This is a genomic window from Spirulina sp. LEGE 11439 (assembly GCF_059821285.1).
The window spans coordinates 24539-43093 of record NZ_JCAMRX010000053.1; the positions used below are offsets into that span (position 1 = coordinate 24539).

The following is an 18555-nucleotide window of genomic DNA, read 5'->3' on the forward strand; positions in this document are numbered from 1 at the left end:
TTTGTTTTTGGGCTTTACTGAATGGTTTCTTTGACAATTTTGAGAATATCATCGTTAATATTGCGAGGTCGGCGCTGATATAGTTTTTCTTTTTCTAATTTCAGCACTCGTTCGATAATTTCTCGCACTGCTGGTGATGCGCTGGTAATCGGTTCTTGAACTTTTTGGATATCAACGTGAGTTTTTATCATGGGTAATCGGTAATCAGCAAATCCGTAGGTGGACTGGGATTTTCACGATAGTCTGGGACAGAAATAAGTGCCGTAGAAAGTTTCATGAGTTTGCCCTATTTTACAAGAACCATCCCGATTATATCAAATCTAGTTGATTGATAGTTCAATGATTTCCCGCCAACATCTAGAAACAATTTTCATTCCCATCGCCGCGATCGCTTTTGCCTTAGTCCTATTTGGGATATTCTGCACCTTTGCTGGAGCTAATCCTTTTGCCGTTTACGGGTCAATTTACAAAGCTGCATTCGGTCGCTGGAGTTCGTGGCAAAATACCTTAATTCGCGCCTCTCCTTTGATGCTGAGTGCCTTATGTACGGTTTTACCCGCCCGTTTAGGACTGACGATCGTGGGCAATGAAGGGGCATTAGTGATGGGAGGGTTAGGAGCTATTCTTACCGGACTTGCGATCGCAGATAATCTGCCCCCTCTTATGGTTCAAATTACTATGGCATTGGCAGGGATGAGTTTTGGGGGCATTTGGATTGCGATCGCGGGAGGACTGCGACACTATCGCGGAGTCAATGAAACTATCAGTAGTTTATTGCTGAATTATATTGCGATCGCCTTGCTCAATCAATTAGTGGAAGGGCCTTTACGCGATCCCAGTTCTCTCAACAAACCCTCCACCTTTCCTCTCGCCGCCATCAACCGTCTAGGAGAAATTCCAGGTACCCGCATTCATTACGGTTTAATTTACGGACTGATTGCTTGTGCGATCGCTTATTTTCTCATTCAACGCACTCCTTTTGGTTTTGCCGTCCGCACGACTGGAGGAAATCCGCAAGCGGCGAAAATTGCCGGCTTACCTGTAGGCAAACTCACACTAATCATTTGCTTTTTAGCGGGTTCTTGTGCGGGACTGGCGGGGATGGTGGAGGTTGCCGCCGTCCACGGGAGAGCCAACGAGTCTCTCACGGTGGGCTACGGGTATGGGGGAATATTGGTCGCCTTTGTTGCCCGTCAAAACCCCATAGCGGCGGCATTAGTGGCGATTCTCTTAGGCGGTATCCTTGCCAGTGGAGGAATTTTGCAGCGATCGCACGGCCTTCCCGATGCCACCGTATTAGTTTTCCAAGGTTTAGTTTTCCTCGTTGTTCTTTTCAGCGAATCCCGTTACAGCGATCGCTCATCCCTGCAAATTTAGCAGGTTGGTAATATAGCACTATACAAAATATGCGATCGGTGCTTTCAAAAATATCGCAGGAACAGAAATCGAAGAAATTACCCTGAAATTTGGCATGAATATCGGTGGTAAAACCGGAATTCCCATTCTGACAGAAGGATCCGCAGAAGCAAACTTTGAAATTGAAATTAAGTGTAAATTTCCCCAAAATCCATCTTAGGTAATCGGCAATGAATTAGAGACAATTGATAGATTTTTATCTCTTCTTTTATTTCCTTATGAAGGATTGTTTGTGACTCATTTCCTCACGATTACACTGTAAACCTCTATACCAAACTGTGAAAAAACGGAACGAACAGCGATCGCAATGATTTTCGTTTTTTTTTAGATTCCCCATCAACCGGAAAGGGTTGTTAAGACATTTAGTAGCTTCAAGCCAACTGCTCGAGCCAGTGCTTTCATAGAAAACAGTGTATGTATAAATTTCGTTTAACTCTTAATAGCAACCAGAGGAAAGATTACTTATGGCAAAAGAGAAAGAGACAGTCCCCGGTTCTTTCATTACCCTAACTGTAGGGTTAGCCGTAGCAGGAATATCCGTCTGGTACGGTCAAAATAATGGGTTGCTCCCCGTGCAGGTTTCCGAACAAGCCCCCTTAGTTGATAATCTTTTCAACCTGATGGTCGCGATCGGCACAGCACTCTTCTTACTGGTCGAAGGAGCCATTGTTTTTGCCCTGATCAAATTCCGCTATCGCAAGGGCGATGAAACCGATGCCGCTTATGACCAAGGCAATTTACCCTTAGAAATTGTTTGGACGGCAATTCCTGCCTTTATCGTCATGGGATTGGGCATTTATAGCGTGCAAGTCTATAACGAAATGGGGGGATTCGATACCGTGGGTCAAGTGGCACACCACAGCCACCAACATGCCACAGAAGTCGCAGATGCTCCCCTCGGTCGCATGAATTCCTTACTCGCCGTTGATGCGGAAGGAAATCCTCAATACGGCATCGGAGCAACCCCCATTGAAGGCTTGCAACCTCCCGATTTAACCGTCGATATTATGGGAGTGCAGTACGCTTGGATCTTCACCTATCCCAATATGGGCATTGTGTCTGGAGAACTCCACGTTCCCGTCGGAACCGACGTGCAATTGAATATTACCGCTCAAGACGTTCTTCACGCTTTTTGGTTGCCAGAATTTCGCCTGAAACAAGATGCGATTCCCGGTCAAAAATCTCAACTGCGGTTTGTCGCCACTAAAACCGGCACTTATTCCGTCGTCTGTGCGGAACTTTGCGGTGCTTATCACGGCTCCATGCGGACAAAAGTGATCGTTCACGAACCCGAGGAATTTACAAGCTGGGTGCAAGAAAATCAAATCGCCCAAAATCCAGACTTAGCAGAAACCATTGCGGTGAATTCCCATGAATTAAGCGATCGCGAATTCCTCTCCCTCTATGCCGAAGACTTGGGGATTGATGGACACAATTTAGCTCACTTAGCACACCACAAAGGATAAATTTTCCTGAATTGCCAACTCGCAACTCTCAACTCTTAACTCTCAACTGATTTATGGCACAAGCACAGATTCCCCTCAATACCCCCCCCGCATCTCCAGACGAGAGCAACGGGCATCACCATCCCGAGGCGTGGAAATGGTATCACTACTTTTGGTACAACACCGATCACAAAGTCATCGGCATTCAATATATTGTCCTCTCTTTCTTCTTCTATCTCATTGCTGGGATGATGGCGATGTTCATGCGGGCAGAATTATACACCGCCGACTCAGATTTCCTCGATCCCAGCCTCTATAACGCCCTGCTGACCAATCACGGCACGATGATGATCTTTTTCTGGGTCGTCCCCGTTGCCATTGGCGGTTTTGGCAATTATCTCCTCCCTTTGATGGTGGGGGCCAAGGATATGGCCTTCCCCAATTTGAATGCGATCGCTTTTTGGGTCAACCCTCCCGCCGGAATTTTAATCTTGGCGAGTTTATTCTTTGGCGGTTCCCAAACAGGTTGGACGGCTTATCCCCCCTTAAGTTTGATTACCAATAATACCGCTCAAAGTTTGTGGATTCTGGCAGTTATTTTAGTGGGGACTTCCTCCATTATGGGGGCGCTGAATTTCCTCGTCACCGTTTATAAACTGAAAATTCCCGATATGCGCTGGGATGAGTTGCCCCTCTTTGTTTGGGCAATGATTGCGACTTCTCTTCTCGCCCTTCTTTCCACGCCAGTTTTAGCGATCGGCTTGGTTTTGCTGTTCTTCGATATTAACTTCGGTACCGGCTTTTTCCGCCCAGAAATGGGAGGAAATGTCGTGGTTTACCAGCACTTATTTTGGTTTTATTCCCATCCCGCCGTTTACTTGATGATCCTGCCCATTTTCGGCATTATGTCGGAAATCATTCCCACCCACGTCCGCAAACCGATTTTTGGTTATAAAGCGATCGCTTACTCCAGTTTGGCAATTTGTTTTGTCGGCCTATTTGTCTGGGTTCACCATATGTTCACCAGTGGGACCCCTGCATGGATGCGGATGTTTTTCGCCATCTCCACTTTTATCGTCGCCGTCCCGACAGGAGTGAAGATTTTTAGTTGGGTGGCGACCCTTTGGGGGGGCAAAATTCGCTTGAGAACGCCCCTATTATTTGCCGTCGGTTTATTAGCCATGTTTGTCTTTGGGGGACTGAGTGGCGTGACCCTCGGTGCGGTTCCCTTCGATCTCCACGTTCACGATACCTACTATGTCGTCGCGCATTTCCATTACGTTCTCTTCGGTGGTTCCGTCTTTGGGGTTTACGCCGCTATGTATCACTGGTTCCCCAAGATGACCGGACGGATGTACAACGAAACCTTGGGCAAAATTCACTTTGTGATGACCTTTATCGGCACATTGATCACCTTTACCCCCATGCACTCCCTCGGTTTACAGGGAATGCCTCGACGGGTCGCCATGTACGATCCCAAATTTGAATTTATCAATCAGATTTGCACCTATGGCGCAATTCTCTTGGGATTATCGGTGATTCCTTTCATGATCAATATGATCTGGAGTTGGATTGCTGGCGAAGAAGCTGGACGCAACCCTTGGCACTCCTTAACCTTAGAATGGCAAACTACTTCTCCCCCTGCGATCGAAAACTTTGACGAAGATCCCATTGTTTGGTCGGGTCCCTACGACTACGGTATTGATACGCAAGGTTTAGAAGTTCCCTCAGTCGAAGAAATGTTGCAAGAAGTTTCTCAAGAAGTGAAGTAAATTTTGTTTGGGTCATGGGTTAATCGGAAATTGTCAATCGCCGATTACCCATTACCTGTTACCAATTACCCAAAATAAAAATGACCTCAATTGACACCTCTGCAAATGGAACAAAACCCGCAGCCGCCCCTCACGAAGAACATGATTTTCGGACTTTCGGGCTGTTGGTTTTCTTGATTTCTGAATCTTTAATGTTTGGCGCTTTATTTGCCTCTTATCTCATCTATCGTTCGGCCCAAGAAACTTGGCCGCCAGAAGGAACAGAAGTCGAACTTTTACTCCCAGCGATCAACACGATTATTCTTATTTCGAGTAGTTTTGTCATTCATCGCGGCGATTCAGCCATTAAAAAGAATGATGTTTCTGGGCTGCGCTTGTGGTATGTCGTGACGGCTTTAATGGGAGTCATTTTCCTCGGCGGTCAGGTTTATGAATATTTAAGTTTGGGATACGGTTTGACTGAAAACGTATTTTCTAACTGTTTTTATGTCATGACCGGCTTCCACGGCTTGCATGTTTTCGTAGGAGTTCTACTCATTCTGGGAGTTGTTTGGCGATCGCGCCGTCCCGGTCACTATCACGAACACAAACACACCGGCGTGGAAATGGCAGAAATCTATTGGCACTTTGTGGATGTCATTTGGATTATTCTCTTTGCCTTGTTGTATATTTTGACACGCTTTTAAACATTGGCAAATTGACAACACCCATGAATTGTTTTCTGTGATGAGAGAAACATTTTACTTGTTTCTCTCTTTTTTGCTTTCGAGAATAAGTAATAGTTATCAGCAATCCATGAGAAGAAAAGTAAATAATTTCATTTTTTCTCATTTTCTTAAGATTTGCAACAAGCAATCTGAAGAATACTTGAAGTTAATCCAGAACTCATCGGAATTTCGTTAAGATTGTACGAGTATGAGCGTACACTCTCATCAAACTCAAGCAAAAAAGCCCTTGTTAAAACCTAAGCGATCGCATCCCTATTGATGAATTTAAAACGAAAAAACGAGTATGACAGAATCAGTTCTTAAACCTTCCTTGGCTTCTCCCTCTCCTCAAGTGCAAATTCGTCGCTTGGTTTGGAAAATTGCCATTGCCACCTTTTTATTAATGGCGGTGGGAAGTACCACGCGAGTCATGAATGCCGGCCTCGCTTGCCCCGACTGGCCCCTCTGTTACGGGCAATTTTTACCCTTTGAACAGATGAACCTGCGCGTCTTTTTGGAATGGTTTCATCGCTTGGATGCAGCGATTGTCGGATTTAGCGCGATCGCTTTAGCTGGGTTGTCGTGGTGGTGGCGGACACAACTGCCTCGATGGGTGCCTTACGCGGCAACCTTAGCCTTGGGATCGATCCTCATTCAAGGGCTTTTAGGCGGACTGACAGTGACGGAACTCTTGCGATTTGATATTGTTACGGCTCACTTAGGTTCAGCTTTACTCTTCTTCTGTATTTTGCTGTCTATGGGAGCAGCCCTGATGCCCTACGAAGCCACAGGAACGGGAAAATATCTCTCTGGCTTGGGTTGGACTGCCGCGATCGCTATCTATTTACAAAGTTTATTAGGGGCGTTAGTGGCTTCTCGTTGGGCGCTTCATCAATGCTTGTGGGGTTCTCACCTTTGCACCGTCATGAATAGTCACCTGCTCGGAATCATTCCCGCCACCCTCGCAACCTTAGCCGCGATCGTCTTCGCTTGGCGAACTCCCGCCCTCCATCCCATCTTGCGAACCCTAGCCAACTCCGCCGCACTTTTAGTCCTCCTGCAAATTCTTCTCGGTGTTTCCACCTATCGCTTCCGGTTGCAAGTAGAACTCTTAACCATTTCCCATCAAGCGATCGGGGCAGCATTATTAGGCGTTCTCGTCATGTTTGCAGTCCTAGCACGCCGAAATATCACCCAACACCAATCTTAATCTCGAACAATTCTCAAGTCCTCATTGTTTATTGCTCATTGTTCATTGCTCATTGTAAAGAGGTATCAGAATGTTAGGAACCAGTTTATCCCCGCGCCACGAGAATTTTCGGGAAGTTTGCCAAAGTTACCTCCAACTGACAAAACCTCGTATTATTCCCCTATTGTTAATTACGACCGCCGCATCCATGTGGATCGCTTCGGAAGGACGCATCGATCCGATTTTGTTGTTAATTGTCCTGCTGGGAGGAACCTTAGCCGCCGCTTCCGCCCAAACTTTTAATTGCGTTTACGATCGCGATATCGATTACGAAATGCTGCGAACTCGCAAACGTCCCATTCCTTCGGGTCGAGTTCAATCTCATCACGCCCTTATCTTTGCAATTATCTTAGGTTCGCTTTCTTTCTCTTTATTAGCACTATTTGCCAATTTAGCCAGTGCCTTTTTAGCCATGTCCGGAATCGGGTTTTACATGGTGATTTATACGCGCTTTTTAAAGCGATCGACGGTTCATAATATCGTCATTGGTGGGGCAGCCGGTTCTATTCCTCCTTTAGTAGGTTGGGCTGCTGTTACGGGGGGTTTAAGTTGGGCTGCTGGTTTACTCTTTGCGATTATTTTTCTCTGGACTCCGCCGCATTTTTGGGCATTAGCATTAATGATCCGAGATGATTACGCACAGGTTAATATTCCTATGTTGCCGGTCATCAAAGGCGAAGAAGAAACCGTAAAGCAAATTTGGCTTTATACTTTGGCGGTCATTCCTTGCACTTTCTTATTGATTTATCCTTTCACTGTTTTAGGCTGGATTTATGGCGCGATCGCATTGTTTCTGAATGCTGTTTTTCTGCAAAAAGCATGGCAACTCAAACAGAATCCCTCGGATAAAACTTTAGCAAAATCTCTTTTCAAATATTCCATTCTCTACATGATGCTGTTATGTGCAGCAATGGTCGTGGATTGTTTATTTCTGGGCTAAGTTTTGAGCTAGGATAGTAGAGATAAGGCATATCTTGTCTCTACTCATTTCATGGCTTGTTACTACTCATTTAACTTAGCCAATTTTGCCACTTTCGGATCGATGATTTTCTGACCGAGTTCGGGAAATTTAATGGCAATATTGGTCTTTTTTCCCGTACCGAAAACATGAGTAATTTCTCCTTCCCCAAAAATATTATGTAACACGCGATCGCCAACTTGCCAAATTTCGGTTACGGCATCGTTAGGAAGCGCGATCGCCGTTTTACGACCTTTCTTTTTGCGACGAGAAGAGGGGGTAATTTTGATATTGCGATCGATTAAATCTTCGGGTAATTCTTCGAGAAATTGTGAAGGCAAACAATGTTCTTTCGATCCCCAAAAATAACGCTCTCGTGCGTGGGTAATGAACAATTGCTCTTGCGCCCGAGTAATTCCCACATAACATAAACGGCGTTCTTCTTCTAATCCCGCAGGATCCCGCATGGCACGTGCATTCGGTAACAATCCTTGTTCCACCCCTACCATAAATACGACGGGAAATTCTAAACCTTTAGCAGAATGTAAAGTCATTAAAGAAACCACTTCTTGTCCATCTTCTAAGTTATCTAAATCGGAAGCAAGAGAGGCATTCGCTAAAAATGCAGGTAAATCTTTTTCGTCATTATCTTCTTGAAACTGTAAGACTGCGTTACCGAGTTCGATAATATTTTCGAGGCGATTATTTGCCTCTTCTGTGCCTTTATCTTGTAATGCTTGCACATACCCTGAATCCTTCATAATTCCGTCTAAAATATGATAAGCTTCTGCCTTTTCCAGTTGTTCTTGATAAGTTTTAATGGTCGCAGAAAATTGATTAATCGCTTTCGCTGCACGTCCCCCTAAAGTATTGACGGAAGTTTCATCGCTGAGGATTTCCCATAAAGGAACACCCAATTCCTGAGCCGCCTTCACTAAATTTTCAATCGTTGCTTTGCCAATTCTACGAGAAGGGGTATTAATAATCCGCAGTAAACTCACGGTATCCGCAGGATTTGCGATCGCTCTCAGATATGCCAACGCATCTTTAACTTCTTTGCGATCGTAGAACTTCAAACCACCGACAATCGTATAAGGAATTTCCGTTCTCAAGACATCTTCAAAGGCACGAGATTGGGCATTAGTGCGATATAAAATGGCAAAACTTCCCCAACCCAATTCGGGATTTTCTTGGGTCAGCCGTCGCAATTGTCGAAGTACGAATTGTGCTTCTCCTTGGTCGTCATCGGCTTTATAAATGAAGATTTTTTCTCCTTCTCCTCGAGTGGCTTTCAGCACCTTATCGATGCGTTGAGTATTGTTCTCAATCAAAGCATTGGCAGCAAGAAGAATATTTTCTCGCGATCGGTAATTCTCCTCTAATTTCACCATTGTTTTGGTTTTGACATCGGATAAGCCATCGCCAAAATCTTCTTGAAAGCCTAAAAGGATGGTAAAGTCTGCCATGCGAAAAGAATAGATCGATTGATCCGCATCGCCAACGACAAAAGTAGAGCGTTTTTGCCAATTCCAATTCTTTTTATTTTCTTCTCCATTCATCGACAATAAACGCACTAAATCGTATTGAATGCGATTGGTATCTTGATATTCGTCAACAAGAACATGATAAAACTGTCGATGCCAATAATCTAAAACCGTTTGATTTTGTTGAAAAAGGTGAACGGGAATCAAAATGAGATCGTCGAAATCAAGGGCATTATTCGCCGCTAATTGGGATTGATATTCGTTATAAACTTCAGCAATAATGCGCCCTCGATAATCGGGATTTTCCTTTTGATAGTTTTCGGGAGATAAGCCTAGATTTTTTGCATTGCTAATGGCATAGCGAACTCTGCGCGGTTCAAACTTTTTATCATCTAAATTGAGTTGTTTGATAACAATATTTTTAACAACCCCTTGCACGTCAGAATCATCAAAAATAGTGAAATTTCGCTGCCAAGTTCTCCCTTTTTCATCCTGATATTTATTGATATCATAACGTAGAATGCGGGCGCAAAGACTGTGAAATGTTCCGACCCAAAGGGGTTTGGTATATTTACGATAAACTCTAGATTTGAGTTGGATTTGTTCTTCTGGAGTGAGAGAATCCAAAGGTTTTTGGTATTTATCGAGTGCCAATTTTTGAGCAAATAAGCGTTCGATCCGTTCCCTCATTTCTCGGGCGGCTTTATTCGTGAAGGTAACGGCTAAGATATTCTCGGGTGCGACGCGATGCTCGTTGATGAGATGATAAATGCGATAGGTAAGCGCTCTGGTTTTTCCCGATCCGGCTCCTGCAACCACTAAAAGTGGTCCCTCAAAGTGTTCGACGGCTCGACGTTGGGAGGGGTTGAGATGAGACAAAAAATCGGAATGGGCACTCATTAAAGATGTTGGTGCAAAATAGGCAACCTAATTATTGTAGTCTATTGCGATCGCGTTTTTCTCAATCTTCTTGGATGGTGCGATCGCGACCCATTCGCCAACTTTGAATCCAAACAAAGACTCCTGTGCCCAACATGAAAAGCAATCCCAAACCATTGAGCAGTACGTAAAACGGTCTTAAGGTATCGCCTAAATATTCACCTTCGTGAATGCTCATTAAAAAATGAACGCTATCTTTAGGCAGGCCAAACCACGCTCGTCCCAATCGATAAGCCATCCCAGTTAAAGCCGTAATTGCAAAGGGCAACATTACAATGGGGGCAAGGGTGCGATGTAAGTGGCGAAACGTGCGTTTATTCATTGGCCTGTCGAACGGGTTGTCTTCAATTGTACCGAAAATCAAGGCATTATGCGGGCAAAGCGATTTCAAAAATTGCCCCCTTGGGTTGATTGCTTTTCACGCAAATATTGCCGCCATGAGCCTCGACTGCCATCTTACAAAATGCTAAACCCAAGCCAATTTGCGAGATATCCGGCATGGGTGTTCCGACTTCGTATTTCTCAAAAATCTTTTTCTGTAAGGCTTCAGGAACCCCCGATCCCGAATCGATCACTTGAATTTTGGAGTCGCCAGAAGTGAGGAGTTCGACATTGACAAGAATCTCACTATCATTAGGAGAGAACTTAATCGCATTCGAGATCAGGTTATCCACCATGCGCCGCATCATGGCAAAGTCTACGGAAATTTTACATTTTGCGTCTTGAGAGCAATGAGAGATTAGCACCTGATTTTTTTGGGCGGCGATCGCTTCAAAATTTTCGATCGCTGTATGGATGAGGTCACATAGATCGACTTCCGTGCGATTGAGGCGAATTTTTCCCGATTCAATTAAAGAAATAGTCAGCAGATCGTCAATGAGTTTCCGTAAGGTTTGAGCCGAGGATTCGGCACGATCCAAAAGTTCGCAAGCGAGTTTGTTTTTGGGGTGTTCGATACTTCTAAATATCTCCAAATTCGCTAAAACTCCCGTTAAAGGATTGCGTAAATCGTGAACGATCATTTTTACCATGTCGTCCCGCAGTTTGAATAGAGTTTGCAGGTTATCGTACTGGTGCTTGATTCGCAAAAGGGATTGAATGCGGGCACGCAGTTCAAATCGATTTACGGGTTTGCTGATGAAATCATCGGCTCCGGCTGCCAAGCAACGAGCTAAATCTTCCTTGGCCGTGAGTGCCGTCACCATAATGATAGGAATCGATTGCCATTGTAAATTGGCTTTAATCTGTCGGCAAACTTCAATCCCATCTATCCCCGGCATCATGACATCCAGCAAAATCAGATCGGGGGGTAAGATATCGAGAAAAGCGATCGCTTCTTGACCGCTCGCCGCATAATACAATTCATAGTCTGGCTTCTCCGGTATCTGGCTGGGGGCAGAGCTTAGGAGAGTTTCGAGAGTGTCAAAATTATTGGGTTCGTCATCAACGATTAAAATGATTGGGGTTTTCATGGGCTATCTATCCTCTCGGGGGGCTAAATGATGTTGAATGGTCGCGACTAACTGTTGCAGTCGGATAGGCTTGCTAAGGTAATCATTGGCTCCAGCAGCGAGACAGCGATCGCGATCGCCAGGCATGGCTAGAGCCGTTAGAGCAATAATAGGAACGTTAATGGTATCGGGAGCGCGGCGGATCTGCTGAATGGCTTCTAACCCATCCATTTTGGGCATTTGAATATCCATGAGAATTAAATTGGGGCGCTTGTCCCGAGCGAGAGAGATCGCCTCGATTCCATTTTTCGCCACAAGTAGGCGATAGCCTTTGGCTTTCAAGTAACTTGAAATTGTCACAATATTAGCCTCATTATCCTCGGCCAGCAAGATTAGGGGGGATATCCCTCCAGAAGGCTGACAGGTTTCGATCCCACTGAGACTAGGATTTACTGAGTGAGAAGAAGTGGCGATCGCCTTAACGCAAGGAAGGCCGATCTCAAAGCAACTGCCCACCTCTAACGCACTGGATAGTCCAACTTCCCCCCGGTGGAGTTCGATAATGCGCTTGACCAAAGCCAGCCCCAAACCCGTCCCTGTATATTGACGGTTGAGGGTACTATCAATCTGGACGAAGGGTTGAAAGAGTTTATCCATGTGTTCGGGAGCAATACCGATTCCTGTATCGATAACAGCAATTCGCAAGTATTTTTGGGGATATCCCTTGTTTTTCTGCGTTGAATTGTCCTTAAGTTTTGTGCGGTAACTTTGCATCCAAGTCACGCCGGCTAGATCGGGAGGGGCAACCCATTCATGACTGACCTTGAGAGTGACGCGTCCCCCCTGCGGTGTAAACTTGACCGCGTTGGCGAGCAGGTTGATCAAGACTTGGCGAATTCGTCGTTCGTCTACGAGTAAATCGGGCAACTCGGGAAGCAGTTCGATCTCAACTTGGATGCGTTTTTTCAATGCCTGTTGTTTGATAAAGGCTACACTGGAGCGACACAGAGAAGCCACGGAAGTCGGGGCGATTTCGAGTTCGATCTGTCCCGATTCGATTTTGGCGAGATCGAGGATATCATTAATCAGTTCCAATAAATAAGATCCGCTCTGTTTGATGGTGTGTAAGGCTTTAAGTTGCTGCGGGTTCACCTCGCCAAAGATGCCCTCTTGCAGCCCTTCGGTCATACCCGAGATGGCATTGAGAGGGGTGCGGAGTTCGTGGCTCATATTCGCCAAAAATTCATCTTTGAGACGGGTGGCGCGGGCGAGTTCTTCGTTAGAGATGGCCAATTGTTGATTGCGCTCGGTGAGTAATTGTTGGGCGTGCTGGCGTTCATTGAGTTCTTGCTGTAACTGTTCGTAAAGGTTGGCTTGCTGGATCGCGATCGCGATTTGGGTGGCGAGTTGATGGGTTAAATCCACTTCTGACTGCTGCCAGTGGCGATCGCTCCGACATTGATGGACGCAAAGCAAACCCCATAATTCCTGTCCGCAGAGCAAGGGCATCACCAGACAGGCACGCACTTTAAATCGAGTCAAGATGTCCGCATGACAGGGGCTGAGATTATTTTGATAAATATCGTCGGCAATCAAAACCCGACCCCGGGTATAAAGGATGGCATAGTGTTCGCCAAAGCAGCGATCGCGCACGGGAATTCCCACAATAGAGTCAAACCCCGTAACTACAGATTCTGCCACAAATTCTCCCTCGCTAAAGTCAGCACTGGGAGCGAATTTAAAGATCCCAACGCGATCGGCTTGGAGTACCGAGCGAATTTCCCGACAAGCGGTGTCAAAAATCGTCTGGAGGTCGAGGGATTGCCGGATTTTCTGGGTAATTTCGCGCAGGAGTTTTTCTCGGCCTGCCTGTTGGAGAATAATATGCTCGGCTTCTTGGCGATCGGTGATGTCAAAGCGAATGGCAAGATACTGAAAGGGTTGTCCTTTTTCGTTTAAAAAAGGAACTAGAGTACTGTCCAACCAGTAGGGCTGCCCGTCTTTGGTTCGATTGCAAATTTGACCCCGCCAAATCTTGCCCCTCGCGATCGTCTGCCACATCTCTTGGAAAAAGGAAGGAGGATGATAGCCCGAGTTGACAAGACGATGGGTTTGGCCGATCAGTTCGTCTTTGGAGTAGCCCGAAATATTGCAGAAGTAATCGTTAACATAGACAATGATGCCGCGAGCGTCGGTAATAGCAACAATTGCCGAGCGATCGAGAGCGAGTTTAAAAGTGGAGAGTTCTTGAATTAATTGCTGTCGTTCGCTCTCAGCCTGTTTGAGATCGCTAATGTCGTAGTTAATGCCGATCATCCGATGAGGTTCGCCGCGATCGTCGTACTGGACGAGGGCATTGGCTTGCAGGAAATGGATGCTGCCGTCGGGATGAATGACGCGAAATTTGCTGTCAAAATCCGTGCCGTTTTGCATGGCTTGGCGCACGGTTGCTTCGGCACTCTGGCGATCGTCGGGATGGACGCGAGCCAACCATGCACCATAAACGCCCGCAAAATCATCGGGGGCAATACCGTACAAGTCGCACATCCGTCGATCCCAGATGAGACGATCTGTGCCGATATCCCAATCCCAGATGCCGATCGCGGCGGACTCTACTGCCAAATTCAGGCGGGTTGATAGCTGGCGCAGGTGTTCTTCTGCCCATTTGCGATCGCTGATATCCATATTAAAGCCAATCGCTCTCAAGGGATTGCCTTCTTCGTCCCATTCAATGACCTGCCCGGAACAGATCGCCCAAACCGTGGAGCCGTCTTTATGACGATAGCGAACCTCGTTATAGAAGGGAATTTGACCCCGACTGCGAACGTGGCGATCGAAACAGTCCAGCACTGAAGGCAAATCCTCGGGGAAGATCGAATTTTGCCAGCTTTCGAGGGTGTTGGCCAATTCATCATCTTCGTAGCCAAACATCCGCTTAAAGCTGGGGCTGAGATAGGCTTGGTGGTTGGCAATATCCCAATCCCAATACCCCGCGAGGATAATGTCAAAGAGTTGTTCGAGTAATTTAAGTTCGAGGCGGACTTTCTTTGCTTGTAAGCGCTCGGCTTCGGCTTGCTTGCGATCGCTAATATCCCAATTCACCCCGATCAGGCGTTGAGCGATTCCTGTTTCATCTCGCAAGGCGATCGCGTGAGCCTCGATAAAGCACACTTGCCCATCAGGCCAGACAACGCGAAATTCTGTATGAAAGTCCCGTTCCCCAGTAATCGCGGCTTGAACCGCAGCATGAGCCATAGGCATATCGTCGGGATGAACGCCCTTTTTCCAAGTTTCGTAAACCGCACCGGACTCTGTGGGATCGATGCCGTAAAGTTCGTACATGCGTTTGTCCCAAATGAGTCGATTGGCAACCACATCGAAATCCCAAACGCCAATATTAGCGGAGTTGGTGGCCAGTGCCAGCCGTTGCGTCATTTCTTGAATTTGAGCGTCGGCTTGTTTGCGATCGCTAATATCGGTAATGATGCCCACATAACCGATGATTTCCCCGTTAGCATCTCGTTCGGCAACGGCTTGACCGTACACCCATCTCACCTCACCATCGGCATGTTGAAAGCGATATTCGAGTCGAAAAGGGCGGTTCTCTCGGACAGAGCTTTCCCATTCGATAATGATTTCCGGGCGATCGTCAGGGTGTAAACCTTTTTGCCATCCTTCTCCAGCGGCGGTTTCTGGAGTCAGTCCGGCGATCTGACAGTAACAATCGTTCACGTAGGTACAATGCCCCACTGCATCTGTATGAAAAATTCCCACTGGAGCCGTCGCGGTTAAGCTGGCGTAACGCTCTTCGCTCTCTTGCCAGCGCATTTCAGCTTGCTTGCGATCGCTGATATCGGTATCGGTGCCTAAAAAGCGTTCTGGGTTGCCCTCGGCATCTCGCAACACCCGACCCCGCACCAAAATCCACACAATTGAACCATTTTTGTGCAGCATTCGATGTTCGCAGACATATTCAGGAGTTTTCCCGTCGATACAGTCTCGGGCGGCGGTCATGACGGTTTCGCGATCGTCGGGATGAACGAATTTTGCCCAGTCCTCGAGATCGTTGGCAATTTCCCCATCGGTGTAGCCTAGGAGGGCTTTGAGATTGGCATCGAGATAAAACTCCTCGGTACGTAAATTCCATTCCCATACCCCGACCCGAGCGGCGCGAGTGGCAAGACTGTAGCGTTCTTCTGCTTTTTTTAAAGTCTGTTCGGTTTGCTGGCGTTCTTGCAATTCCGCCTGTAATTGCTGGTGAGTGGTGACTTGTTGGAGGGCGATCGCTAAATGAAGGGAGATTTCTTGCAACAGTGTCACATCTTCTGGATGCCACTGGCGAGGGCCAGTACATTGATGTCCGATGAGCAATCCCCACAATTGCCCGGCAACTCGAAGGGGCGAGACGAGATTGGCTTTGACGCAATAGCGCTCTAGCAGTTGAAGGTGGCAATCGCTATAACCCGCGCTGTTAATATCGTTGACGGCAATAGGAATGTCGTTATTGTAGAGGGTCGCAGCCTGCTGTTGAAAGCAAGAATCATTAATTTGATTGCCGAGGGCTGAAAGCCAGTCCCCTCGGACGGATTCGGCAATAACAACGCCGCTCCAATCCGGTTGAAACTGGTAGATTAAGAAGCGATCGCAGTCTAATACTTGGCGGATCTGCTCTACGGTGGTCTCTAAAATGAGGGGTAAGTTTAAGGATGATTGGATTTTTGCAGCCAGTTCAACGACCAGCTTTTCCCGTTCTACCTTCGCGTTGAGGCTGGTTGTTCGCGCTTCTACCTGTTTTTCGAGTTCGGCGGTGCGACTTTCCAGCAACGCGATTTTCTCGGCCTCTAAATGTGCCACCTTGGCCGCCAACGTCTCGACAAGATGGCAAGATTCTCGGGAGATTTGCCACAAACTTTCCGGGGTTACCAGTCCAATTGGGCGATCGCGATCGTCTACGATGGGTAAATGGCGAATGTTATGCCGCCCGAGCAGGTCGATGGCACATGCTAAATCCGTGAAGGCGGACTCCCGTAAGGTAACGATGGGATGAGCCATCACTTGTATTACGGTCTTATTCTCTAAGGATTGCTGTCGAGCAATCAGACGCACCACATCTCGCTCTGTTAAAATACCGATCGCCTGTTCTGCTTCGACGACGAGAACGCAACTCGCGGGAGAAGTTTTCTCGAGTTCGTTTTGATGGCCTTCAGCGTTCATTTTGGCGATCGCCGCTCTGAGGGTCATATTGGGGGAGACAATCGCAGGATTGCGAAGGATTGCTAAGCCGAGTTCTGGGGGAGTAAGAGCCATAACGCGAGGTAACATGAGTTGAGCGAGGAATTATGGTCAATAATCTCGAGCGATCGGCAATACGGCGATCGCGCCTCAGTCCGATCTGATGGAAAAGTTGACAAAATTCAGTTCGTGAGTCGTCAAAAACATAACTAAAAGATTAAGATAAAGCGTTACATTGATTTGTAATTGCGACTTGAGAGACGGGACAAATGCAGTGAATTTCATCTCAATTGTAATCGGAAAAAATCGGAGCAGCCAGTTTTTAAATGAAGTTTTCTTAACGTTAAGTTTATCTCATTTTTCACAACGAAGTATCACAAGGTAGTGTTTGAGAGCAAAAAAACGCTGCGAAAAATAAAAATTAATCACAAAAATACCGAAAGCTAATATTGAAGATAGTTGCGATCGCAAAAATATAATTAAATTTCTCCCAGAAAGCGGCCTGCACCGAATAAGCGATCGCGATCGAATTTTTGTTTGATTTGTCGCATCAATTCTAAAGCATTTCCCGAATATCCCCACGCATCTAATGTTCGTTTCACTGCGATCGGTGCTTCTAAAATAGTTAGGAATCCTTGCTCGGTTTGACACATCTCTCGCAATTTTTCGAGATTGCTAATAATATTTTCACTGGGAAGATGCAAATAACCCAAACCGCTTCCACTGTGAATAATTCCTAAATTTTGCTGTGGTGAAATCCTCTCTAATTCTTGTAAGAATTTAACAGATTGGGAAGGAAGAATACCAATTTTAGCAATAACAGAATCGGGATTTGTGCGAACTCGAGTCAGTTGTTGAACCTGCGGCCAAAGTTCGCGATCGTAGATCGGCGTTAATCCTAATTGTTTTCCCCAACTCGCGATTTTCTTTTGTTGTTCTTTGACACTTTCCGGGATACTGGCAAACTGTACGGCTAAACCCAATTTTCCTTTTATTTCTAAGGCTTGCAATATCCCAAACGACAGCAAATCAACTCGAGTGGGACTGAGAGATGAATTGAGCAGAGTTTGCGACACCGAGGCAATTTTATCGGCTTCTCCGGTTAATAAAATCATTCCCGATGCTGCCGGTAAAGGATAGGTCCGAAAGGTTAATTGAGAGATAATCCCCAAACTGCCATAAGACCCGGAAAATAATTTCATTAAGTCATATCCGGCCACATTTTTAACCACTCGTCCCCCAGCCTTGGCTATTTTTCCATCAGCCCGGACAAAAGAGAATCCTAACAATAAATCTCGCACGCCCCCATAACGATGTCGCCAACTGCCCGAGTCTGCGGTGGCGACAATTCCTCCTAAAGTTGCATCTTGAGGATAGGCGGGATCGAGAGGTAAAAATTGCTGGCTGGGTTGTAAGGCGGCTTGTAAATCAGCCAGTTTGACTCCAGCTTCAATAGTGACGGTGAGATCGCCCACAGCGTGTTCTATAATGCGATCGAGTTTTTGAGTACTAATGAGGAGTTGTGCTTCCTGTGCCAGTCCTCCCCAAGAAAGTTTACTGCCATTTCCGCAAGGAATCACTGTCCAATGTTCTCGAGCGGCGGCGGTGATGACTTGGGAAAGTTGTTCGCTCGTTGCTGGAAAAACCGCATCAATCGAAGATAAATTAAGATTATAGAGTTGCTCTTGCCAATCTGTTCTGAGTTTCTCTCCAGCCACCCATTCAACCCCAGTTAGCGTTTCTAAGGTCGTAGCAATCCCTCGCTCCATAAACTCGATCCTATGACAATAGCATCATAGTATCAGTCACCAGTCATCAGTCACCAGTCACCAGTCACCAGTCACCAATTACCAGTCACCAGTCACCAGTCACCAGTCACCAGTCACCAGTCACCAGTCACCA

At 46.3% G+C, this 18555-nt stretch carries 12 protein-coding genes and 1 pseudogene; 7 read left to right on the forward strand and 6 right to left on the reverse strand.

Annotated elements, in window-relative coordinates:
* Positions 1–14: 14 nt before the first annotated feature.
* Complete coding sequence (locus tag AC6RV6_RS24660; RefSeq protein WP_500243538.1) at positions 15–191, reverse strand: hypothetical protein; 177 nt, start codon at positions 189–191, stop codon at positions 15–17.
* A 148-nt stretch (positions 192–339) separates the two neighbouring features.
* Between AC6RV6_RS24660 and AC6RV6_RS24665 the strand changes: the two genes are divergently transcribed.
* From AC6RV6_RS24665 to AC6RV6_RS24695, 7 genes and pseudogenes are all read left to right on the forward strand, one after another.
* Complete coding sequence (locus AC6RV6_RS24665) at positions 340–1377, forward strand: ABC transporter permease (RefSeq protein WP_500243539.1); 1038 nt, start codon at positions 340–342, stop codon at positions 1375–1377.
* A gap of 31 nt (positions 1378–1408) precedes the next feature.
* A pseudogene (locus tag AC6RV6_RS24670) lies at positions 1409–1576 on the forward strand (CU044_2847 family protein); the annotation flags it as partial.
* A 304-nt stretch (positions 1577–1880) separates the two neighbouring features.
* Complete coding sequence (locus tag AC6RV6_RS24675) at positions 1881–2882, forward strand: cytochrome c oxidase subunit II (protein WP_500243540.1); 1002 nt, start codon at positions 1881–1883, stop codon at positions 2880–2882.
* 53 nt (positions 2883–2935) lie between these two features.
* Entirely contained in the window at positions 2936–4633 is a 1698-nt protein-coding gene (gene ctaD, locus AC6RV6_RS24680) for a cytochrome c oxidase subunit I (protein ID WP_500243541.1), read from the forward strand.
* Between the two features lie 80 nt (positions 4634–4713).
* Complete coding sequence (locus AC6RV6_RS24685) at positions 4714–5319, forward strand: cytochrome c oxidase subunit 3 (protein ID WP_500243542.1); 606 nt, start codon at positions 4714–4716, stop codon at positions 5317–5319.
* A 325-nt stretch (positions 5320–5644) separates the two neighbouring features.
* On the forward strand, positions 5645–6550 hold the full coding sequence (locus tag AC6RV6_RS24690; protein ID WP_500243543.1) for a COX15/CtaA family protein: 906 nt from the start codon (positions 5645–5647) through the stop codon (positions 6548–6550).
* 70 nt (positions 6551–6620) lie between these two features.
* Entirely contained in the window at positions 6621–7529 is a 909-nt protein-coding gene (locus AC6RV6_RS24695) for a heme o synthase (protein ID WP_500243544.1), read from the forward strand.
* A gap of 62 nt (positions 7530–7591) precedes the next feature.
* On the opposite strand, the gene pcrA is transcribed toward AC6RV6_RS24695, so the two are convergent.
* The 5 genes from pcrA to AC6RV6_RS24720 all read right to left on the reverse strand — a co-directional run bounded on the left by pcrA (position 7592) and on the right by AC6RV6_RS24720 (position 18422).
* The gene (pcrA, locus tag AC6RV6_RS24700) at positions 7592–9931 is read right to left on the reverse strand and encodes a DNA helicase PcrA (protein WP_500243545.1); all 2340 of its coding nucleotides are present in this window, start codon (positions 9929–9931) and stop codon (positions 7592–7594) included.
* Positions 9932–9992: 61 nt separating this feature from the next.
* A complete protein-coding gene (locus AC6RV6_RS24705) occupies positions 9993–10292 on the reverse strand; it encodes a PepSY domain-containing protein (RefSeq protein ID WP_500243546.1) in 300 nt (99 codons plus the stop codon).
* 46 nt (positions 10293–10338) lie between these two features.
* The gene (locus tag AC6RV6_RS24710) at positions 10339–11442 is read right to left on the reverse strand and encodes a hybrid sensor histidine kinase/response regulator (RefSeq protein ID WP_500243547.1); all 1104 of its coding nucleotides are present in this window, start codon (positions 11440–11442) and stop codon (positions 10339–10341) included.
* Positions 11443–11445: 3 nt separating this feature from the next.
* Positions 11446–16743, reverse strand: a complete 5298-nt coding sequence (locus AC6RV6_RS24715) for a PAS domain-containing protein (RefSeq protein ID WP_500243548.1) — start codon at positions 16741–16743, stop codon at positions 11446–11448.
* Positions 16744–17132: 389 nt separating this feature from the next.
* Complete coding sequence (locus AC6RV6_RS24720) at positions 17133–18422, reverse strand: FAD-binding oxidoreductase (RefSeq protein ID WP_500243549.1); 1290 nt, start codon at positions 18420–18422, stop codon at positions 17133–17135.
* Between the last annotated feature and the right edge of the window lie 133 nt (positions 18423–18555).

Excerpts from the sequence above, each read along its gene's own strand:
- AC6RV6_RS24690 (WP_500243543.1), top strand. The coding sequence starts at position 5,645 with ATGACAGAATCAGTTCTTAAACCTTCCTTGGCTTCTCCCTCTCCTCAA.
- AC6RV6_RS24720 (WP_500243549.1), bottom strand. The coding sequence starts at position 18,422 with ATGGAGCGAGGGATTGCTACGACCTTAGAAACGCTAACTGGGGTTGAA.
- pcrA (WP_500243545.1), bottom strand. The coding sequence starts at position 9,931 with ATGAGTGCCCATTCCGATTTTTTGTCTCATCTCAACCCCTCCCAACGT.
- AC6RV6_RS24675 (WP_500243540.1), top strand. The coding sequence starts at position 1,881 with ATGGCAAAAGAGAAAGAGACAGTCCCCGGTTCTTTCATTACCCTAACT.
- AC6RV6_RS24665 (WP_500243539.1), top strand. The coding sequence starts at position 340 with ATGATTTCCCGCCAACATCTAGAAACAATTTTCATTCCCATCGCCGCG.
- AC6RV6_RS24715 (WP_500243548.1), bottom strand. The coding sequence starts at position 16,743 with ATGTTACCTCGCGTTATGGCTCTTACTCCCCCAGAACTCGGCTTAGCA.
- AC6RV6_RS24685 (WP_500243542.1), top strand. The coding sequence starts at position 4,714 with ATGACCTCAATTGACACCTCTGCAAATGGAACAAAACCCGCAGCCGCC.
- ctaD (WP_500243541.1), top strand. The coding sequence starts at position 2,936 with ATGGCACAAGCACAGATTCCCCTCAATACCCCCCCCGCATCTCCAGAC.
- AC6RV6_RS24710 (WP_500243547.1), bottom strand. The coding sequence starts at position 11,442 with ATGAAAACCCCAATCATTTTAATCGTTGATGACGAACCCAATAATTTT.
- AC6RV6_RS24705 (WP_500243546.1), bottom strand. The coding sequence starts at position 10,292 with ATGAATAAACGCACGTTTCGCCACTTACATCGCACCCTTGCCCCCATT.
- AC6RV6_RS24660 (WP_500243538.1), bottom strand. The coding sequence starts at position 191 with ATGATAAAAACTCACGTTGATATCCAAAAAGTTCAAGAACCGATTACC.
- AC6RV6_RS24695 (WP_500243544.1), top strand. The coding sequence starts at position 6,621 with ATGTTAGGAACCAGTTTATCCCCGCGCCACGAGAATTTTCGGGAAGTT.